This window comes from Hymenobacter nitidus, from assembly GCF_020447315.1.
GTDB lineage: Bacteria > Bacteroidota > Bacteroidia > Cytophagales > Hymenobacteraceae > Hymenobacter > Hymenobacter nitidus.
On sequence record NZ_JAJADQ010000015.1, the window covers coordinates 55,034 to 71,404 of the forward strand.

General features: G+C 63.8%; 10 protein-coding genes. 5 read left to right on the top strand and 5 right to left on the bottom strand.

All coding sequences use genetic code 11. The features are described from left to right. Window positions 1–21 precede the first annotated feature (21 nt). The 4 genes from LGH70_RS21935 to LGH70_RS21950 all read right to left on the bottom strand — a co-directional run bounded on the left by LGH70_RS21935 (window position 22) and on the right by LGH70_RS21950 (window position 6,096). Window positions 22–2,499, bottom strand: a complete 2,478-nt coding sequence (locus LGH70_RS21935) for a TonB-dependent receptor domain-containing protein (RefSeq protein WP_226190012.1) — start codon at window positions 2,497–2,499, stop codon at window positions 22–24. After that, window positions 2,480–3,847, bottom strand: a complete 1,368-nt coding sequence (locus LGH70_RS21940) for an HTTM domain-containing protein (protein ID WP_226190013.1) — start codon at window positions 3,845–3,847, stop codon at window positions 2,480–2,482. The genes LGH70_RS21935 and LGH70_RS21940 overlap by 20 nt, the downstream gene beginning before the upstream one ends. Then, window positions 3,847–4,959 carry an imelysin family protein gene (locus tag LGH70_RS21945; protein ID WP_226190014.1) on the bottom strand — a complete coding sequence of 371 codons (1,113 nt, stop codon included), beginning with the start codon at window positions 4,957–4,959 and terminating at the stop codon, window positions 3,847–3,849. The genes LGH70_RS21940 and LGH70_RS21945 overlap by 1 nt, the downstream gene beginning before the upstream one ends. A gap of 93 nt (window positions 4,960–5,052) precedes the next feature. Then, a complete protein-coding gene (locus LGH70_RS21950) occupies window positions 5,053–6,096 on the bottom strand; it encodes a DUF4856 domain-containing protein (RefSeq protein ID WP_226190015.1) in 1,044 nt (347 codons plus the stop codon). A 565-nt stretch (window positions 6,097–6,661) separates the two neighbouring features. Between LGH70_RS21950 and LGH70_RS21955 the strand changes: the two genes are divergently transcribed. The 3 genes from LGH70_RS21955 (at window position 6,662) to LGH70_RS21965 (ending at window position 9,547) form a co-directional block, all read left to right on the top strand. Beyond that, on the top strand, window positions 6,662–8,041 hold the full coding sequence (locus LGH70_RS21955; protein WP_226190016.1) for an Nramp family divalent metal transporter: 1,380 nt from the start codon (window positions 6,662–6,664) through the stop codon (window positions 8,039–8,041). Window positions 8,042–8,122: 81 nt separating this feature from the next. After that, window positions 8,123–9,010: a transporter gene (locus LGH70_RS21960; protein WP_226190017.1), complete on the top strand. Its 888-nt coding sequence runs from the start codon at window positions 8,123–8,125 to the stop codon at window positions 9,008–9,010. 27 nt (window positions 9,011–9,037) lie between these two features. Further along, window positions 9,038–9,547: a hypothetical protein gene (locus LGH70_RS21965; protein ID WP_226190018.1), complete on the top strand. Its 510-nt coding sequence runs from the start codon at window positions 9,038–9,040 to the stop codon at window positions 9,545–9,547. A gap of 53 nt (window positions 9,548–9,600) precedes the next feature. Here LGH70_RS21965 and LGH70_RS21970 read toward each other — a convergent pair whose 3' ends face one another. Then, entirely contained in the window at window positions 9,601–10,431 is an 831-nt protein-coding gene (locus LGH70_RS21970) for a cation diffusion facilitator family transporter (protein WP_348533756.1), read from the bottom strand. Between the two features lie 1,016 nt (window positions 10,432–11,447). Between LGH70_RS21970 and LGH70_RS23930 the strand changes: the two genes are divergently transcribed. Continuing rightward, window positions 11,448–11,771, top strand: coding sequence for a DUF6660 family protein (locus LGH70_RS23930; protein WP_431357434.1), 324 nt, complete (start codon window positions 11,448–11,450; stop codon window positions 11,769–11,771). Between the two features lie 163 nt (window positions 11,772–11,934). Further along, window positions 11,935–16,359, top strand: a complete 4,425-nt coding sequence (locus tag LGH70_RS21975) for a CusA/CzcA family heavy metal efflux RND transporter (protein ID WP_226190022.1) — start codon at window positions 11,935–11,937, stop codon at window positions 16,357–16,359. Window positions 16,360–16,371 lie beyond the last annotated feature (12 nt).

Sequence of the window (16,371 nt, forward strand, 5' to 3'; positions counted from 1 at the left end):
GGCGCTAAAGCTAGTCCGTCACTACCATTTGACCGCCACCGTCAGAAAGTAGCTGCGGCCATCCGAGGGCAGGATGCCGGGGCCGGGGTAGCCCGTGGCGCGGCGCGTAAAGTAGCGGGTATCGGTCAGGTTATTCACGCTGCCTTCCAGTTTCAGCCAGCGCCGCTCCCACGACACGGAGGCGTCGAGTAGCTGGTAGGCCGGTACCAAGCCAACGACTGCCAGACTGGGGTCCGGGCGGGCATCGTTCGGGCTATTGGGAGCGTTGGTGGCTTCCGAGAACTGGTCGGAGAGGTAGGTAAACTGCACCGATGCCTTCACCGGGCCAAAGCCGCCCTGCATGCCGGCCTTCAGGTTGAGGTTGGGGACAAACTCCACTTGCTTGCCCACCACTTCCTGGTTCTGACTCCGGGTGTAACGGCTGCGAATCACCGACACGTTGCCGAAGGTAGACCAGCGCCAGCGACCGGGCTCGGCGCTCGGACGCAGCACCCGCAGCACGTCGGCTTCGGCATAGGACTCCACGCCCAGAATCAGGGCCCGGCCGATGTTGTCGCGGTAGCGGAACGGGCGGTCAAACCGGTCGTAGGTGCCCACCTCGCCGATGCGGTTGTTATAACCCAGGGCAAACAAGCTCACGTCATACGTCAGCCACTGTCCCTGCTCGCCGCGCAAGCCCAGGTCGGCGGAGTAGCCGCGCTCGTCCTGCAAATTGGGGTTGATGACGAGCGAGTTGTTGACAATCTGCATGTCGCCGAAGGTGATGGAGCGGTAGTTCTGCGACACGTTGGCGTAGAACTCGCGCTGCTCCACCGGCTTGTAAGAGGCCCCCAGTCCGCCAATAACGAAGGAGCGGGGGCTGGTGCGCTGCTCGTCGGTGGTTCGAACGTCGGTGATGTTGCCGGCCAAATCCCGTGACACCGTCTGGTAGGAGCCGTCGGCGCGGGTACGAATGTACTCCACACGCACGCCGGGGGTGAGCGAGAAATGCTCACCAAAGTAGAAGATGTTCTCGGCAAAGACGGCCGCGTTGTAGTTCGGGAAGCGGTAATCCGACGAGGCCGACGGCGCGTTCAACCCCGCCGCTGGCTCCTCGAACCGAAATTCCGCCCGGCGGCCGGCCGGGCCGGCGCCCTGGAGGCTGTGGTTGTAGCCGCGGTAAAGGCGCGTGCCCACCAGCAATACCCCGCTCGCGGTTTCGCCCAGGCCGTAGCGGGTCAGGTAGCGGGCTTCGGCGCCCACGTTGCGAAAGTCGCCGGTGATAAGCTCCCGCTGCTGGGTGTCGGCATCGGCCCGCTCCACGAAGTTGGTCCGGAAGCCCAGGGCATTGCGCGAGGCCAGCAGTCCGAACGTCGTCACATTCAGGTTGGACCGGGGGCTCAGCTTCCAGTCGGCCGAGAGGTTAAACAGGTTCCAATCGACTTCAAACCAGTTGCGCGCCCGGTTGCTTTGCCGCGGGTTGTCGGCAAACTGCCGGTCGCTGAGCCCCCCGGGCTGCTGGGCCAGGTAGTCCATGTGCGTGACCTGGGCCCCGACCTTGAAGTTCTCCGTGAACTGGTAGCGCAGGTCGGCGTAGGCAGTTTTGCTGACAAAGCCGGAGTTGGGCCGCCACCCGTCGCCGCGCTTGTACTGGGCAAAGGCGTAGTAGCTCAGCTTCTTGACCGTGCCGCTAACGCTGTTGAACGAGTTGAAAAAGCCGAACGAGCCCGCCGTTTGCCGCGACACCACCGCCACGGTCTTGTCGGGCTCAGGCGCGCGCAGCTCGAAGTTGAGCAGCCCGCCGAACTGGGTGCCGTACTGCAGCGAGGCGGCCCCGCGTACGAGCTGGATGCGCTTGACGGCCTCCACGGGTGGCGTGTAGTAGCTTTCGGGGTAGCCCAGCGCGTCGGCCGAGATGTCGTAGCCGTTCTGCCGCACGTTGAAGTTGCTGGTGCGGTTGGGGTCCAGGCCGCGGCCCCCGATGCTCAGTTGCAGTCCGCCCTGGTCGCTTTCCCAGATGTTGAGCCCCGCCACCCGCGAATACACCTGCCGGGCGTTGTTGGTGGCCAGGTTGGCCACCAGGTTGTCGGGCACGATGACTTCGGTTTTCTTGGCCGCGAAGATGGCCGTGCCCTCCACCTCGCGCAGGCGCTGCTGCCCGAAGCGCGACTGGGGCGCCGCCACCACCACCTCCTGGAGCTGCCGCTCGCGCCGGGTCAGCGTAAACTCCTGCACGCTGCCGTCCGCAGTGACCTCAACCACGGCTTTGAAGGGCTCGTGTCCAATGGACGAGAACTGCAGCTGCTGCCGGCCGGGCGCCAGCCTGGCCAGCGTGAACAGGCCGGCCGAGTCGGTGCGGGCAATTTGGCGGGAGCCGCGCACGTACACCTCGCAGCCCACCACGGGGCGGTCCGTGCCCGCCTCCCGCACGCGGCCCTGCAGGCTCACCTGCTGGGCCACGGCCGTAAAGCCGGAAAGCACACTCACCGCCAGCACGGCGCTATAAACCGGTAATCTCATCGTCGAAAGGTAAAATCCAGGGCTTGGGTCGCAGGTCGTCTTCGACGCGGGCCAAATCCACGGTGGGGTCGATAAAGCTTTTGCCCAGCCGCCCGTTCAGGCTCACGTAGGCATCGGCGTACACCTGGGGGTTGGTCACTCCCTGGCCGGCGTAGTAGTCGCGCAGGTAGTGGGCAAACTGCACCAGCATGTCGGGCTGGGTGCTCATCATCTTTTCCTGCAGCACGCTCAGGTGGGCGCGGTTGTCTACCTGCCGGATGCGGCCCGTCGCGCCGTCCACAACCTTGAACTGCACGTAGCCCATCTTCTCCATCAGCATCACCCGCCAGGAGAAGCGGTACCCTTCCTCGGTCCAGAACAGCTCGTGGGGATAAAGCAGGTAGCGAAAGGGCAAGACCAGCTGCACCACGAAGAACACGCCCAGGGTCAGCAGCAGCAGCTGCCGGCGAGCCGGGCCGTAGCGCAGCGGCGCGGAGAGCAAGGGGGCCGTGGGGGAAAAGGGCAACAGCCCGCGCACGCGCTGCAGCACCCGCTCGTGCCAGTCGGCGGGAAAGAACACCAGGGCGGCGACCATCATCACGTAGGGAAACATGCCGATGGGAAAGAGCACCGCCGTCAGCACGTGAAACACCACCACGGTGGCGTAGGCCCAGGGCCGGGTACGGCGGTTGAGCAGAAAGAAGGGCACCGTCAAATCGTAGAACGCGCCAAACCAGCTGAAGGCGTAGGCCACCCACACCTGCCCCAGCAGGGGGCCAATCAGGGGCAAGTCGTTTTTGGCCGGCAGCCAGATGCGCAGCGGCATGGCTTCCAGCAGCCAGTCGGAGTTGAGCTTGGCCAGCCCGGCGTACACGTAGACGATGCCCATGAGCAGGCGCAGCGCGTCCACCGTCCAGCGCGGCACCTCGCTGCGCCAGCGGGCCGGGTTGAGGTGGGTGTCGAGAGCGAAGTAGCGCCCGGCCGGCAGCAGCGCCAGCAGCAGCGCCGCCAAACTCACGAAATAGTAATGGTTCAGGTAGGTGCTTTTGTCCATGAGCTCGATGTAGGTAAAGCTCAGAAACACCCCCAGCGCGGCCGTGCGGTACCAATAGCCCACGGCCATGAGCAGGGCGCACAGCCCGCAGAAGGCAAACAGCCCGTAGGTATAGACGCCCAGCGGCCGCACCCACTCGAAGCCGTAGTAGGAGAAAAAGAACCGGGGCTGCAGGTACAGCTCGGCTATCCAGCCCTTGGCCCAAAAACGCACCACGCTGGCCAGTACCAGTAGGCCAAAGGCCATCCGGAACGTAGCCAGCGGGGCGGCTGGGGTGTAGGCGTGGAGGTAGCGTTGCAGCCGGGCGATCTGCATTAGTCGCCGTCGTTGTCCACGTAAGTTACCGTGACGCTCAGGGCCGAGGTCATGTCGACCTTGAGCAGGCGCACCGCCTTCTGCATCTCGTTGTAGGACGCCACGGCGTCGGGGTTGCGGCTGGTAAACGTGGCGTGCAGGTCTGGGCCCAGGGAGCTGAGCTGCTGAAAGGAAACGCCAAACTGGGTGTTGATGAGGCCGGCCAGCCCCTGGCCCGTGCGGCTGTCTTTGGCGCCCAAGGCATCCAGGTAGCTTTTCAGCGAGGGCTGCCCGGCGCGGCCGTTGAAAAAAGCTTGCACGGTAGCGTGGGCCGTGGTGGCCAGCTGCAGAGGCAGCGCGCCGCGGTGGTAGTAGGCCTCCATCTTTTCGGGCAGCGGCGTGCCGCTCATCGTGCCGGCCGGGATGCCGATTTTACCGGCCCGCAGGAAGCGCTCAAAGTACAGCGAGTAGGCGTTCACCACCCGCGAGAGCGAAGAACTGGCGTCGGTGCCGGTATTGCCCACAAAGGTGTCGCGGTAGGAGCCATTCCACTGGGAGTAGACCGTACCGAAGGTTTGCTCCATCTTGGCTACCACGTCCGTCAGGTAGCGCCGGTGCGCAGCCGAGGTAGCGTACTGTTGCGCGATGGCGGCGTCGCTGGTGGCGATGCCGTTGAGCAGGTAGTCCAGGGCGGGAAAGCCCTGCTGGGGAATGGCCGTGGACAACTCAAAGTCGTAGGTTCCCGCGCTTATGTTGCGGTTGATGCCGGCCACGTCGGCCGGGTAGATGTTGAAGCGGTTGCGCAGGCTGACCTGCTCGGCGGGTCCGAACTCGTAAAGCTCCACCTTCTGCCACTCCACGTAAGCGGACGCCCAGGCCTGGCGTGCCTCAAGCAGTGTTGCCGCCGTGGGGGCGGCGGTAAAGGCGGTGGTTTTGGCCTTGAGCGTAGTCAGCTTGGTGTTGAAACGCTGGTAGCCGGGCTTAACCAGGCTGTCGGCCCAGTACGTGAGCAGGGCTTTGCGGTCGGGACCAGCGCCGGGCTCGGGCGTATCGGTACCGGGGTCTTTCTGGCAGCTGAAGATGCCCACGCTAAGGAGCAGCAAGGTCAGGGCGAACAGAAGGGTTTTTTTCATGGAATGCTATTTTCGTAGCGAAGGCCAACCCGCCTGGCAGCGGAGCTGTCAGACGGGTTGGCCAAACGGTTCCGCTGGTGAGGCGGCCCCGGACTACAGTAGGTTAAACTTGGTCTTGATGGCGTTGATGGCCACGTCCGCCTGGGCATTGGTCAGGCTCCAGGCCCCGTTGGTACCAGCCGTCAGCGGATTGAGAATGGCATCGGAAAAAGCTGCAGTGGCGCCGTACTTGGTGCAGAAGCGCAGCGAGTAGATAAAGCCGAGCCCTTCGCCCAGGGCGTGCGCTTTCACAGCCGGGTCCGCCGCCGCTTTCCAGTTGCTCAGGTACGAGACGGCCGACAGGGCAATGGTTTTTTCCAGTTCGGTGCGGATGATGGCTGCCTGGGCCTGTACGCCGGCCGCGTCGTTGTTGACGATAGCCGCGCGGCCCTTCAGCAAGGCCATGTATACAGCCGGTGAGGCGGAACCGTTCTTTTCGTTGAGGTAGCCGGCCAGAAACCGTTCGCGGGGCGTCAGGTTAATGTCCGTGGTCATGATGGCGTTGCTGGTCAGGTAGCCATAGGCCAAGTCCCAGTTGTGCTCCAGTTCCGAGTAAGCTTTGCCATCCACCACTTTGCTGTTGTTGGCTTTCAGCGCGTTGTCGGTGAGCAGCACGTTGTCAATCTGGTCGAGCAGCAACGCCCCGATAAGGGACTTGGCAATAACCTGGTTGACCTCTACGCCCTTCTCATCGACCAGATAGCGGCCCAGGCGGCCCGCCGAGCCGGGCGTGGCAACCTGGTTGACTGACTGGCTGGCCACGGCCAGTTTGGCCAGCTGCTGGTCGACGTAGCGACGCACCAGTTCAGCATCCGTGCCGCTGAAGGAAGCGGCCGTGGCGTTGCGCAGCTGCAGGCCGGAGGCGTTGAGCGCCGGTGCCGTAAAGGTGCTGCCGGTGTACAAGCTGTTGAGGCGGTTCACGTCCAGCGTAGCCGGAGTTGCCGGCGGCGCTACAGCCACCTGCGACATATAGGTGTTGAACTCGGTAAACATGTCCAGCCGCGTGTTCGCGGTACCCAAATCGACCGTCGACTGACCGCTGGCGTCTTTGAACGACTCCGTGTAGCGTGAGGAAGCGGTCAGGCTGCTGGCGTCCATCTTCGGACGCAAGGTGGGAGCCGTTTCCGTTTCGTTTTTATCGCAGGAAGAAAAGCCAAAGGCGAGCGCAAGCAGCGCAACAGGGAAGAGTTTAAATGACATGAAGCCTGTCGTTAGGGTTGTTGACGAGGCAAAGGTAGAATCTTATTTGGAATGATTACAGATAACACGAATAATTTCTGTCTGGAATGATTATAAATAATTGAGCTAAGCCTTAGATGGTGTAGCTGATTATACATGCCTGCGTAAAGAGTGTCACACTAAGCATAGCACCTTAATAGCAGTGCATCTACATATTAAGCGGTTTGGGACTGGCAATTTCTGGCCCACTAAGTAGCCTGGACAAGGTGAATTTCGATGTTGTCAAACTCCTCCGGCTTTCATGAATGACTGCCTACTACAGCAGATAGTTTTGTTCATAGTAAGTATGGCAAAGCCATGATGTAAGATTTCCAAGTAGCGAGGCAAACCATTCGACGCCATAAACAGTATTTAGGGAACCTTAAATAAATTTTTAGGGCATCCTAAATATCCTACCTTGCGGCCTTAACCTACTCCTCCTGCTATGGAAACATTACTCGTGCCCCCGGCGCCGCTGCCGGACCTGCAGCCCCCAGTAGCCGCGGAGCCCGGCTGGCGCAAGCCGCGCAACGCGCCTTCGCTGCGCGAAGTGTACGCTTCCATCAAGGTGCCGCCGGCCAGCGCCTCGTTCTGGCGCAAACTGTTTGCCTTCTGGGGGCCGGGCCTGATGGTGGCCGTGGGCTACATGGACCCCGGCAACTGGGCCACCGACATTGCCGGCGGCTCCCGCTACGGCTACACCCTGCTGTCCGTGATTTTAATTTCCAATTTGTTCGCCATGCTGCTGCAGCACCTGGCCGCCAAGCTGGGCATCGTGACGGGCCGCGACCTGGCGCAGGCCTGCCGGGACCACTACTCCAAGCCGGTGGCCATGGTGCTCTGGGTGCTCTGCGAAATCGCCATCGCGGCCTGCGACCTGGCCGAGGTAATTGGCTCCGCCATCGCCCTGAACCTGCTCTTTGGTCTGCCCCTCACGTGGGGCGTGGTGCTCACGGTGCTCGACGTGCTGGTGGTGCTCTACTTCCAGAACAAGGGCTTTCGGGTGATAGAAAGCATCGTGGCCGGCCTCATCGTCATCATTTTCGGCTGCTTCGTGTACGAAATCATCGTCTCGAACCCCGACTATATGGCCATGCTCGGTGGGCTGGTGCCCCGGCCCGAAGTGGTGACCAACCCGCAGATGCTCTACATCGCCATCGGCATCCTGGGCGCCACCGTGATGCCCCACAACCTGTACCTGCACTCCAGCATCGTGCAAACCCGGCAGATTGAGCAGACCGAGCCCGGCAAGCGCATGGCCATCAAGTTTGCCACCATCGACTCGACGGTGGCCTTGTTTCTGGCTTTCTTCGTCAATGCCGCTATTCTGGTAACGGCCGCTGCTACCTTCCACAAGACGGGCATGTACAACGTGGCCGACATCAACGACGCCCACAAGCTGCTCACGCCGGTGCTCGGCGCCGGGGCCGCCAGCATGCTCTTCGCCGTGGCCCTGCTGGCCGCCGGCCAGAACTCCACGCTCACCGGCACACTGGCCGGGCAGATTGTGATGGAGGGCTTCCTCAACCTCCGGCTCAAGCCCTGGATGCGGCGCCTGCTCACCCGCGGCATTGCCGTGGTGCCGGCTCTGATTGTGACGCTTATCTACGGGGAGAAGGGCACCGGCCAGCTGCTGGTGCTCAGCCAAGTCATCCTCTCGCTGCAGCTCAGCTTCGCCGTGGTGCCGCTGGTGCTCTTCACGAGCAGCCGGCTTAAAATGGGCGTGTTCGCCAACGGGCCGCTGGTCAAAGCCACGGCGTGGACGGTGTCGGGCATCATCATCGCCCTGAACGTGTACCTGCTCGTGCAGACTTTCTTCGGCTAAGCTAATTGCCTGCTGCTGTTTGATTTCTCTGGGGCACCCGTCCCCGGCTGCCCCCTCTTTGCCTTCTTTTTCCGGTGTTCTATGCGTGCATTTCGACTTCTCTGCCTAGGCCTGCTTCTGACCAGCGGCCTGCCCGCGCTGGCGCAAGCCCCCACCGGGCTGCCCGCCCCCGACCCCGCCGGCGTGGACACGCTGCGAGCCCGCAAGCGGGTCTACACCCTGTTCAAGCCCGTGCCACGGGCGCTAATGCGGCCGCTGAGCACCGACCGGCCCGACGCCACGGAAAGCGCTTACTCGGTTGACGCCGGCCACTTCCAGGTGGAAACCGACGTGCTGCGCCTGGGTCGTTCCCGCTTCGTGGAGCAGCAGTCGGCTCAGCAGGAACTGGGCTTCAACCACGCCAACCTGAAAATGGGGCTCAGCCACAACGTGGACCTGCAGGTGGTGGTCGAATCCTATACCGTGCAGACCGAGGGCGAGGGTGACGCCGGCACCCGGCGGGCGGGCTTTGGCGACGTGACCGTGAGGCTCAAGCGCAACCTGTGGGGCAACGACGGCGGTCCCATGGCTTTCGCCCTGATGCCCTTCGTGAAGGTGCCCACGGGCCGCAAGTGCGGCAACGGGGCCTGGGAGGGCGGCATCGTTACCCCGTTCTCGGTGCAGCTGCCCCACTATTTTACCCTGGGCACGCAGTTTCAGGCCACCCTCAACCGCGACGGCGAGGCCCGGGAGCACTTCCTGGAGCTGGCCCCCACGCTGACCGTGGGCCACGATTTGTACAAGACCCTGGGCGGCTTCGTGGAGATTGCCACGGCCTGGGACACCCGGGGCCGCGGCTGGAGCGCCACGCTCAACGGCGGGCCCGTGCTGCGCCTGGGCGAGAACCTGCAGCTCGACACGGGCATCAACCTGGCCCTAACCAAGGACACGCCCACTACCTATTTCCTGGGCTTCAGCTTCCGCCGCTAATCTTGCACCGCCTTTCAAGGCCCAGCCATGGAAATCTATCATCCCCGCGTCACCGAAGCCCAGCGCATTCTGGAAGCCCTGGAGCTGCCCACGCCGCTGCGCAGCAGGCTGGCGGGGCTGACCCTGCTAGCCTTGGCCGGGATAGGTCCGGACACCCCCTGGGCCAGTGCCCGCGACGAACGCAAGGGCATGGCCCGCGGCATCCGCGACTTCATGCGCACGGTGTACGGCTGGCGCGAGGCGGCCAACGAATCCGTGTTTCAACTCATGCGCGGGCAGGTGCTGCTGCCGCTGGTGGCCACGGGCTTGGTCTTGCGCAACCCCGACAACCCCGCCCTGGCCTGCACCAGCCCCCGGCTGCACTTCGCCCTGGCCCCGGCCCTGGTGCCGCTGCTGCGGGCCTACGGAACCCCGGGCTGGGAAGAGGCTTTGGCCGCATTCCAGCAAACGAAAAGCACCGGCCGGGAGCTGCACCCGGCGGCCGCCGGGCCGGACGAGGTCCTTGGCGTCAGGCCCCTCACTGGTAGCCAGAAATAAAAAAGGTCAGGGCTGCTGCTTCATTACCGTCGTCGCCTGATGCGCCAGGCCGGTCAATACTCCCCGCCGGGAGAGTCCGAGCTGTAGGTCTCGTGTTCAAGCTGCACCGTGCTCCGGCTGATGTTGAACTCCTTCTGCAGGGCTTCCTGCAGGTATTCGACAAAGGCGTTGTCGTCGCCGCGGGGCCGGACCAGGTGCACGCTCAAGGCGGTGTCAACCGGGTTGAGGGACCAGATGCGCAGCTTGTTCACTTTCCGCACCCCGGGCTGCCCCAGCAAAAAGGCGCGCACCTCCTCGGCATTCACATCCAAGGCACTGCCGCGCAGCAGCCGGGTCGGGCTGAGCAGGCCCCAGGCGCCGTAGGCAATGACGCCCAGCAGCCCCACGGCCAGGAAGGCGTCCACCCGCTGCCAGCCGGTGAAATAAAGCAGGGCTCCGCCCAGCGTTACCCCCAACGAGACCAGGGCATCGGTGAACAGGTACTGGTAGCCGCGGCGCCCGTTCCCCCGGTGCTGCCCCCGTACCAGCAGCCAGGCAGTTGCGGTGTGGAGGAGCACGCCTGCGCCGGCCAGCAGCCCGACCAGCAGGCCGCTCACCGGCCGGGGGTGGCGCAGGTGGTCAATGGTTTCGGGAAGCAGCACGCCCAGCAGGGCACATAGCCCCAACGCCGTGTAGAGTGAGACTTGGAAAGGGAGGCGGTTATAGCCATACGGATAGCGTTCCCGGCCCGGGTGCTGGGCCGGGCGCCCGCACCACCAGGCTAAGCCCAGCCCGACCCCGCTGCTGAGGTTGCGGCCGGCGTCGGCAAGCAGCGCAGCCGAATTTCCCCAGGAGCCAGCGACCACCTCGGCAATGACCAAGATGAGGAGGAGGAGGACGCCCACGCTAAGGATGAAATCCTGGCGACTGTCCGCCCCCAAACCAGGCTGTGAAGTAAGGAGCCGGTTGTCAGGTCTGCGGTGCCCGGGACTAGAAGCGTTGTCATTAGAAGGGAAGTGAGCCATAGAGCTGACCAAAGTAAACAAAGTGGCGAACGGGGGGCTCGTCCAGTAAATATCTCGCAAATAATTGGTCACTTGGCGGCTGGACAGGTTGGCACGGGTAATGACAGTGACCTAGGCTTGGCTGTCCTGCGCCCGATTCCGCAGAGCCTAACTTTGGCTGACTCCCTGTGACCTGGCGGAATGCGGTTGGACTAGTCCTTGTGGTTTCCGGAATTTAGCTGGGGCAACATCTCGTTTTCCTGTGCCGGTCGTGGCTAGAACCACTCCGGTGAAGGTGCACCTGCCGGTTCGCGAAAACCTTATCGGGCTACGCCCGTGCTTATCGTTACCATCCGTCTTGATTCATGCCTTTTCCTACTCCCTTTCTGCTGGTTCTAGCGCTGGCCTTGCCGGCGCTAGCGGCGCCCCTGCTGCTGGCACCCCGGTCGCGCAAGAACCAAGCCGGCTATGCTCGGTGGAAGCCGACGTGCAACAAACCCTTCTCGCATACCGCCAGGCCCGGCAGGACGGCGACTCCGTGGCCGCCCTCACAGCATTCACGCCCTCGGCCTGGACCGTAGACCAAGCCGAAAAGCCCGTGCACTCGCGCTTTGTGCGGCTGACCGGCTGCCGGGGCTGGTGCCGTCCCGGCCCGCTGCTGCAGGACTATCAAGTCAGCGTGTTGAGCGATTCGACCCGTGCGCTCGCGGTGGAAACTTATTGTCTGTCCGCGCCCGTTTCTAGGACAGCACGGCGCCGCCCTCGGCGCTGCTACACGGCGGTTTCGATGCTTACCTGCCGACAGGGTCAGTGGCTGATTGCTTCGCAGACCTTGTCCGGGCAAATGCCTAATTAGCCGCCGGCCGTATCCTTATTGGTGCACATTCCGTAGGTTTGCACCATCCCCTCTGGCTAGCATGCGTTTGTTCACCGTGTTTTTTGCGTTTTACCTGGCCGTTCTGGCTTGCCTGCCCTGCGCAGACACGGAACCGGTGCGGGCTAGCGTCACGGAAACGTACGTAACGGCCTCGGAGCACGATTCAGCAGCACACTCGCGCCTGGACTGGTGTTCCCCCTTGTGCCAGTGTAACTGCTGCTCAGGCACCTCGCTGCCCTCAGCCACGGTAATGGTGCTGACAGCGACTTCCCCCACCATTATTCCGCCGGGCCGGTTTGCCCGGCTGGCGCCTCCTGCCGCCCGGGAGCGCGCGGGGAGCATCTGGCAGCCTCCTCAAGCCTAGTATCCGATTGATTCCGGTTCCCTCGCGGGACCGGGCACGCTGCTGTGCCCGGTCCCCTTGGCGCTTGCGCACCTTTTTGTGCCCCACCGGACCCTGCCGTCGTTGAGCCCCTTGGGCTCCGGCCGCCTTTTTTCTGGATTTCTAGCCTTACCCCTCAGCCAGTATGTTTGACCGGCTCATTCATTTTTCCATTCACAACAAGCTCATCATCGGGATTCTGACCCTGGCCCTGGTGGCCTGGGGCGGCTATTCCCTGAGCCGGCTGCCAATTGACGCGGTGCCGGATATTACCACCAACCAGGTCGTCGTCTACACGGTGGCCCCCTCGCTGGCCGCCGGCGACATTGAGCGGCTCGTCTCCTTTCCCGTCGAGCAGAGCCTGGCCACCATCCCCAACCGTGAGGAAGTGCGCTCGTTTTCCCGCTTTGGCCTCTCCGTGGTTACCATCGTCTTCGAGGACGGCGTGGATATTTACTGGGCCCGCCAGCAGGTGGCCGAGCGCCTGCGGGAGGCCGAAAGCCAGATACCCGAAGGCGTGGGACAGCCCGAGCTAGCTCCCGTGAGCACCGGCCTGGGCGAGATTTACCAGTACCTGGTGCGCGCCAAGCCCGGCTTCGAGAAGAAGTATGACGCCCGGGAACTGCGCACCATTCAGGACTGGATAGTACGCCGGCAGCTGCTGGGCACGCCCGGCGTGGCCGACGTGGCCAGCTTCGGCGGCCTGCTCAAGCAGTACGAAATTGCCCTGGACCCGGCCCGGCTCCGTTCGCTTAATGTAACCGTGGACCAGGTGTACCGCGCCGTGGCCGCCAACAACCAGAACGCCGGCGGCGCCTACCTCGACCAGAAGCCCACGGCCTACTTCATCCGCACCGAGGGCCTGGCCGAGAATGCCGCCGACCTGGGCAACATTGTCGTGCGCAACACGGAAGGTGGTCTACCAGTGCTGGTGCGTGACGTGGCCGATATCCGCCTGGGTTCGGCCGTGCGCTACGGGGCCATGACCCGCAACGACGAGGGCGAGGTGACCGGCGGCATCGTGCTCATGCTCAAGGGCGCCAACGCCAACGACGTTATCCAGGACGTGAAAACGCGCATGGAAACCGTGCGCAAGTCCCTGCCCGAGGGCGTCACCATTGATGTGTACCTGGACCGCTCCGAGCTGGTGGGACGGGCCATTGGCACGGTGAAAACCAACCTGATTGAAGGCGCCCTGATTGTGCTCTTCGTGCTGGTGCTCTTTCTGGGCAACTGGCGGGCGGGCCTCGTGGTGGCTTCAGTCATTCCGCTGGCCATGCTCTTTGCTATTGCCATGATGCGTTTGTTCGGCGTGTCGGGCAACCTGCTCTCGCTCGGGGCCATTGACTTCGGCCTGGTCGTGGATGGAGCCGTCATTATTGTCGAAGCCATCGTGCACCGCCTGCACAACCACGTCGGCCTGGCTTCGCACTCGGAAGGGGCGGACGGCAAGCTGACCCGGGACCAGATGAACGAGGCTACGTACGAAGCGGCCTCGAAAATACGCTCCTCGGCCGCCTTTGGCGAAATCATCATTCTGATTGTCTACCTGCCGCTGCTGGCCCTGGCCGGAATCGAAGGGAAGATGTTCGGCCCCATGGCCCAGACCGTGGCCTTTGCCATTGTCGGCGCCTTTATTCTATCGCTCACCTATGTGCCCATGATGTCGGCGCTGGCCCTGAGCCGCAACACCGCGCACAAGCCCAACTTCTCGGACCGGATGATGCGCTGGCTCGAGAAGGGCTACCGCCCGCTATTGGAGTGGGCCCTGCGCCGCAAAGCCGTGGTACTGGCGGCGGCCGTTGGTTTGTTTGTCGGTTCCCTGCTCTTGTTTCGCACCCTGGGCGGCGAGTTCATTCCCCAGCTTTCGGAGGGAGACTTTGCCATTGAGATGCGCACGCTCACCGGCTCATCGCTGAGCTACACTATCGACAAAAGCCAGCAGGCGGGCGGCATTCTCAAAAAGCAGTTCCCGGAAGTGCAGGAAGTAGTGGCCAAAATCGGCGCGGCCGAAATCCCCACCGACCCCATGCCAGTCGAAGCGGCTGACGTGATGGTCATCCTGGAAAAAGACAAAGGCAAGTGGACCTCCGCCAAAACGCAGGAAGAGCTGGCCGAGAAGATGGCCGAAGCGCTGAGCGTGATTCCGGGTGTTACCTTCGGCTTCCAGCAGCCCATCCAGATGCGCTTCAACGAACTGATTTCCGGCGCAAAGCAGGACGTCGTGCTCAAGATTTACGGCGAAGACTTGCAGCAGCTGGCTTCCTACGCCGAGCGGGCCGCCCGCCTGGTGCGGCAAGTGGAGGGCGCCGAGGACGTGTACGTAGAGCAGGTGACGGGCCTGCCGCAAATCGTGGTCAAGCTGGACCGCAACCGCCTGGCCCGCTTTGGCCTGAACGCGGACGACGTGAACCGCACCGTGCAAACTGCCTTCGCCGGCCAGACCGCCGGCCAGCTTTTCGAGCAGGAGCGCCGCTTCGACGTGGTGCTGCGCCTGGCCCCCGAGCTGCGCCAGAACATCAACCAAGTGCGCCAGCTGCTCATTGCCACGCCCGCCGGCGAACAGATACCCCTGGAGCAGGTCGCCTCGGTAGACCTGCAGGAAGGCCCTAACCAGATTCAGCGCGACGACGCCAAGCGCCGCATCACGGTGGCCTTCAACGTGCGGGGCCGCGACGTGGAAAGCGTGGTGACCGAGCTGCAAGGCAAGGTGGACCAGCAGCTGAAGTTCGCCCCCGGCTACTACACCACCTACGGCGGTCAGTTCGAGAACCTGCGTCAGGCCTCGGAGCGGCTGAGCATTGCCGTGCCGGTGGCCCTGCTGCTGATTTTTGTGCTCTTGTTCTTCACCTTCGGTTCCTTGAAGCAGTCGGTGCTGATTTTCACGGCCATTCCACTCTCGGCCATCGGCGGGGTGCTGGCCTTGTGGCTGCGCGGCATGCCCTTCAGCATCTCGGCCGGCGTGGGCTTTATTGCGCTGTTTGGGGTGGCCGTGCTCAATGGCATCGTGCTCATCGGCTACTTCAACCAGCTAAAAGCGGAAGGCCAAACGGACCTGTATCAACGGATACTGGAGGGCACCCAGGTGCGCCTGCGCCCGGTGCTGATGACGGCCACCGTGGCCTCGCTGGGCTTCCTGCCCATGGCCCTGTCGCAGTCGGCCGGCGCCGAAGTGCAGCGGCCCCTGGCCACCGTCGTCATCGGCGGGCTGGTCACGGCCACGCTGCTCACGCTGCTGGTGCTGCCGGTGCTCTACGCCCTGTCGGAGCGAAAATCGGAACCAAAGGGAGAAGAAAAGCCGCGACCATCCACCGCCGTGCCGGTTTCGGTGGTGTTACTGCTGGTGCTGGCGGGACTAGTGCTGGGCAGCACGCCGGTAAGAGCCCAAGGTCCGCTTACCTCCACCCAAGCCGTGGGCCAGGCGCTGCAGGCCAATGGTACGGTGCAGGTGGCCCAACGTTCCCTGGAAGCCCAGCAGGCCTTGCGCCGCACGGCCTTTGACGTGGGCCGCACCACCATCCTGAGCACCTACGGGCAGGTCAACTCGCCCCTATCGGATAACGTGCTGAGCATCGGCCAGACACTGGCCCTGCCCGGCTACTACCGGGCCCAGGCCGGTCTGAGCCAAGCCCAGATTGGGGGCCGCGAGCAGCAGCTCTTCCAGGTACAGGCCGAGCTGCGCCGGCAGGTGCGCCTGAGCTACGAGCGGGCCGTGCACGCCCGCCACCGCCTGCGCACCCTGCGCGGGCAGGACAGCATCTACACCGAGTTTCTGCGTGCCGCCCAGTTGCGCTTCAAAACCGGCGAAGTGGCCCGCCTGGAGCCAGCCAACGCCTTGATTCAGCAGGGCGAAACCCAGAACCTGCTCACCCAGGCCCGGGCCGACTACGCCATTGCCCAGCGCCAGCTGCAGGCCTTGCTGCAAACCAACGGGCCCGTGGCCATTGCCGACAGCGTCCTGCGCCTGCTGCCCGCCCCCGGGGGAACGGCCGACACGGCGGTACTGGCCGCCACGCCCCAGGCCCGGGTATTGCAGCAGCAGATTGCCGAGCGCCGTGCCGAAACCCGCCTGGAACAGGCCCAAGGCCTGCCCCAGGTGACGGTGGGCTACACCAACCAGTCCTTGCGCGGCACCTACGAGATGGACGGGCAAGCTACGACCTACGGAGCCGGGGACCGGTTCCAGAGCGTGCAGGCCGGCCTAGCCATCCCGCTGCTGCGCGGCCCTCAGAAAGCCCGGGTGCAGGCCGCCAAGCTGCAGGAGCAGGTGGCTACGGCAAGCTACCAGCGCTATCAGGCCGAAGCCGCCGCCCAGCTCGATGAGCTGCGCCTGCGCCTGGCCGAGCAGCAGCGCCGGGTGCAGTTCTACGAGCAGACCGGCCTGCCCCAGGCCGACGTCATTGTGCGTTTGAGCCAGCGGGCCTACAAGGCCGGCGAAACCACTTACTCTGAGCTGCTGCTCAACCTGGAGCGCGCCCTGAGCGTGCGTACGGCCTATCTCGACGCCGTGCTCCAGCACAACCAAACCGCCATCGACCTGGACTACCTGCTCGGCACCGCTGCCCAGTAAGGCATTCTTCAT

Coding starts and splice junctions, on each gene's coding strand:
- LGH70_RS21975 (WP_226190022.1), top strand. CDS start 11,935: ATGTTTGACCGGCTCATTCATTTTTCCATTCACAACAAGCTCATCATC.
- LGH70_RS21965 (WP_226190018.1), top strand. CDS start 9,038: ATGGAAATCTATCATCCCCGCGTCACCGAAGCCCAGCGCATTCTGGAA.
- LGH70_RS21960 (WP_226190017.1), top strand. CDS start 8,123: ATGCGTGCATTTCGACTTCTCTGCCTAGGCCTGCTTCTGACCAGCGGC.
- LGH70_RS21955 (WP_226190016.1), top strand. CDS start 6,662: ATGGAAACATTACTCGTGCCCCCGGCGCCGCTGCCGGACCTGCAGCCC.
- LGH70_RS21950 (WP_226190015.1), bottom strand. CDS start 6,096: ATGGACGCCAGCAGCCTGACCGCTTCCTCACGCTACACGGAGTCGTTC.
- LGH70_RS21945 (WP_226190014.1), bottom strand. CDS start 4,959: ATGAAAAAAACCCTTCTGTTCGCCCTGACCTTGCTGCTCCTTAGCGTG.
- LGH70_RS23930 (WP_431357434.1), top strand. CDS start 11,448: ATGCGTTTGTTCACCGTGTTTTTTGCGTTTTACCTGGCCGTTCTGGCT.
- LGH70_RS21940 (WP_226190013.1), bottom strand. CDS start 3,847: ATGCAGATCGCCCGGCTGCAACGCTACCTCCACGCCTACACCCCAGCC.
- LGH70_RS21935 (WP_226190012.1), bottom strand. CDS start 2,499: ATGAGATTACCGGTTTATAGCGCCGTGCTGGCGGTGAGTGTGCTTTCC.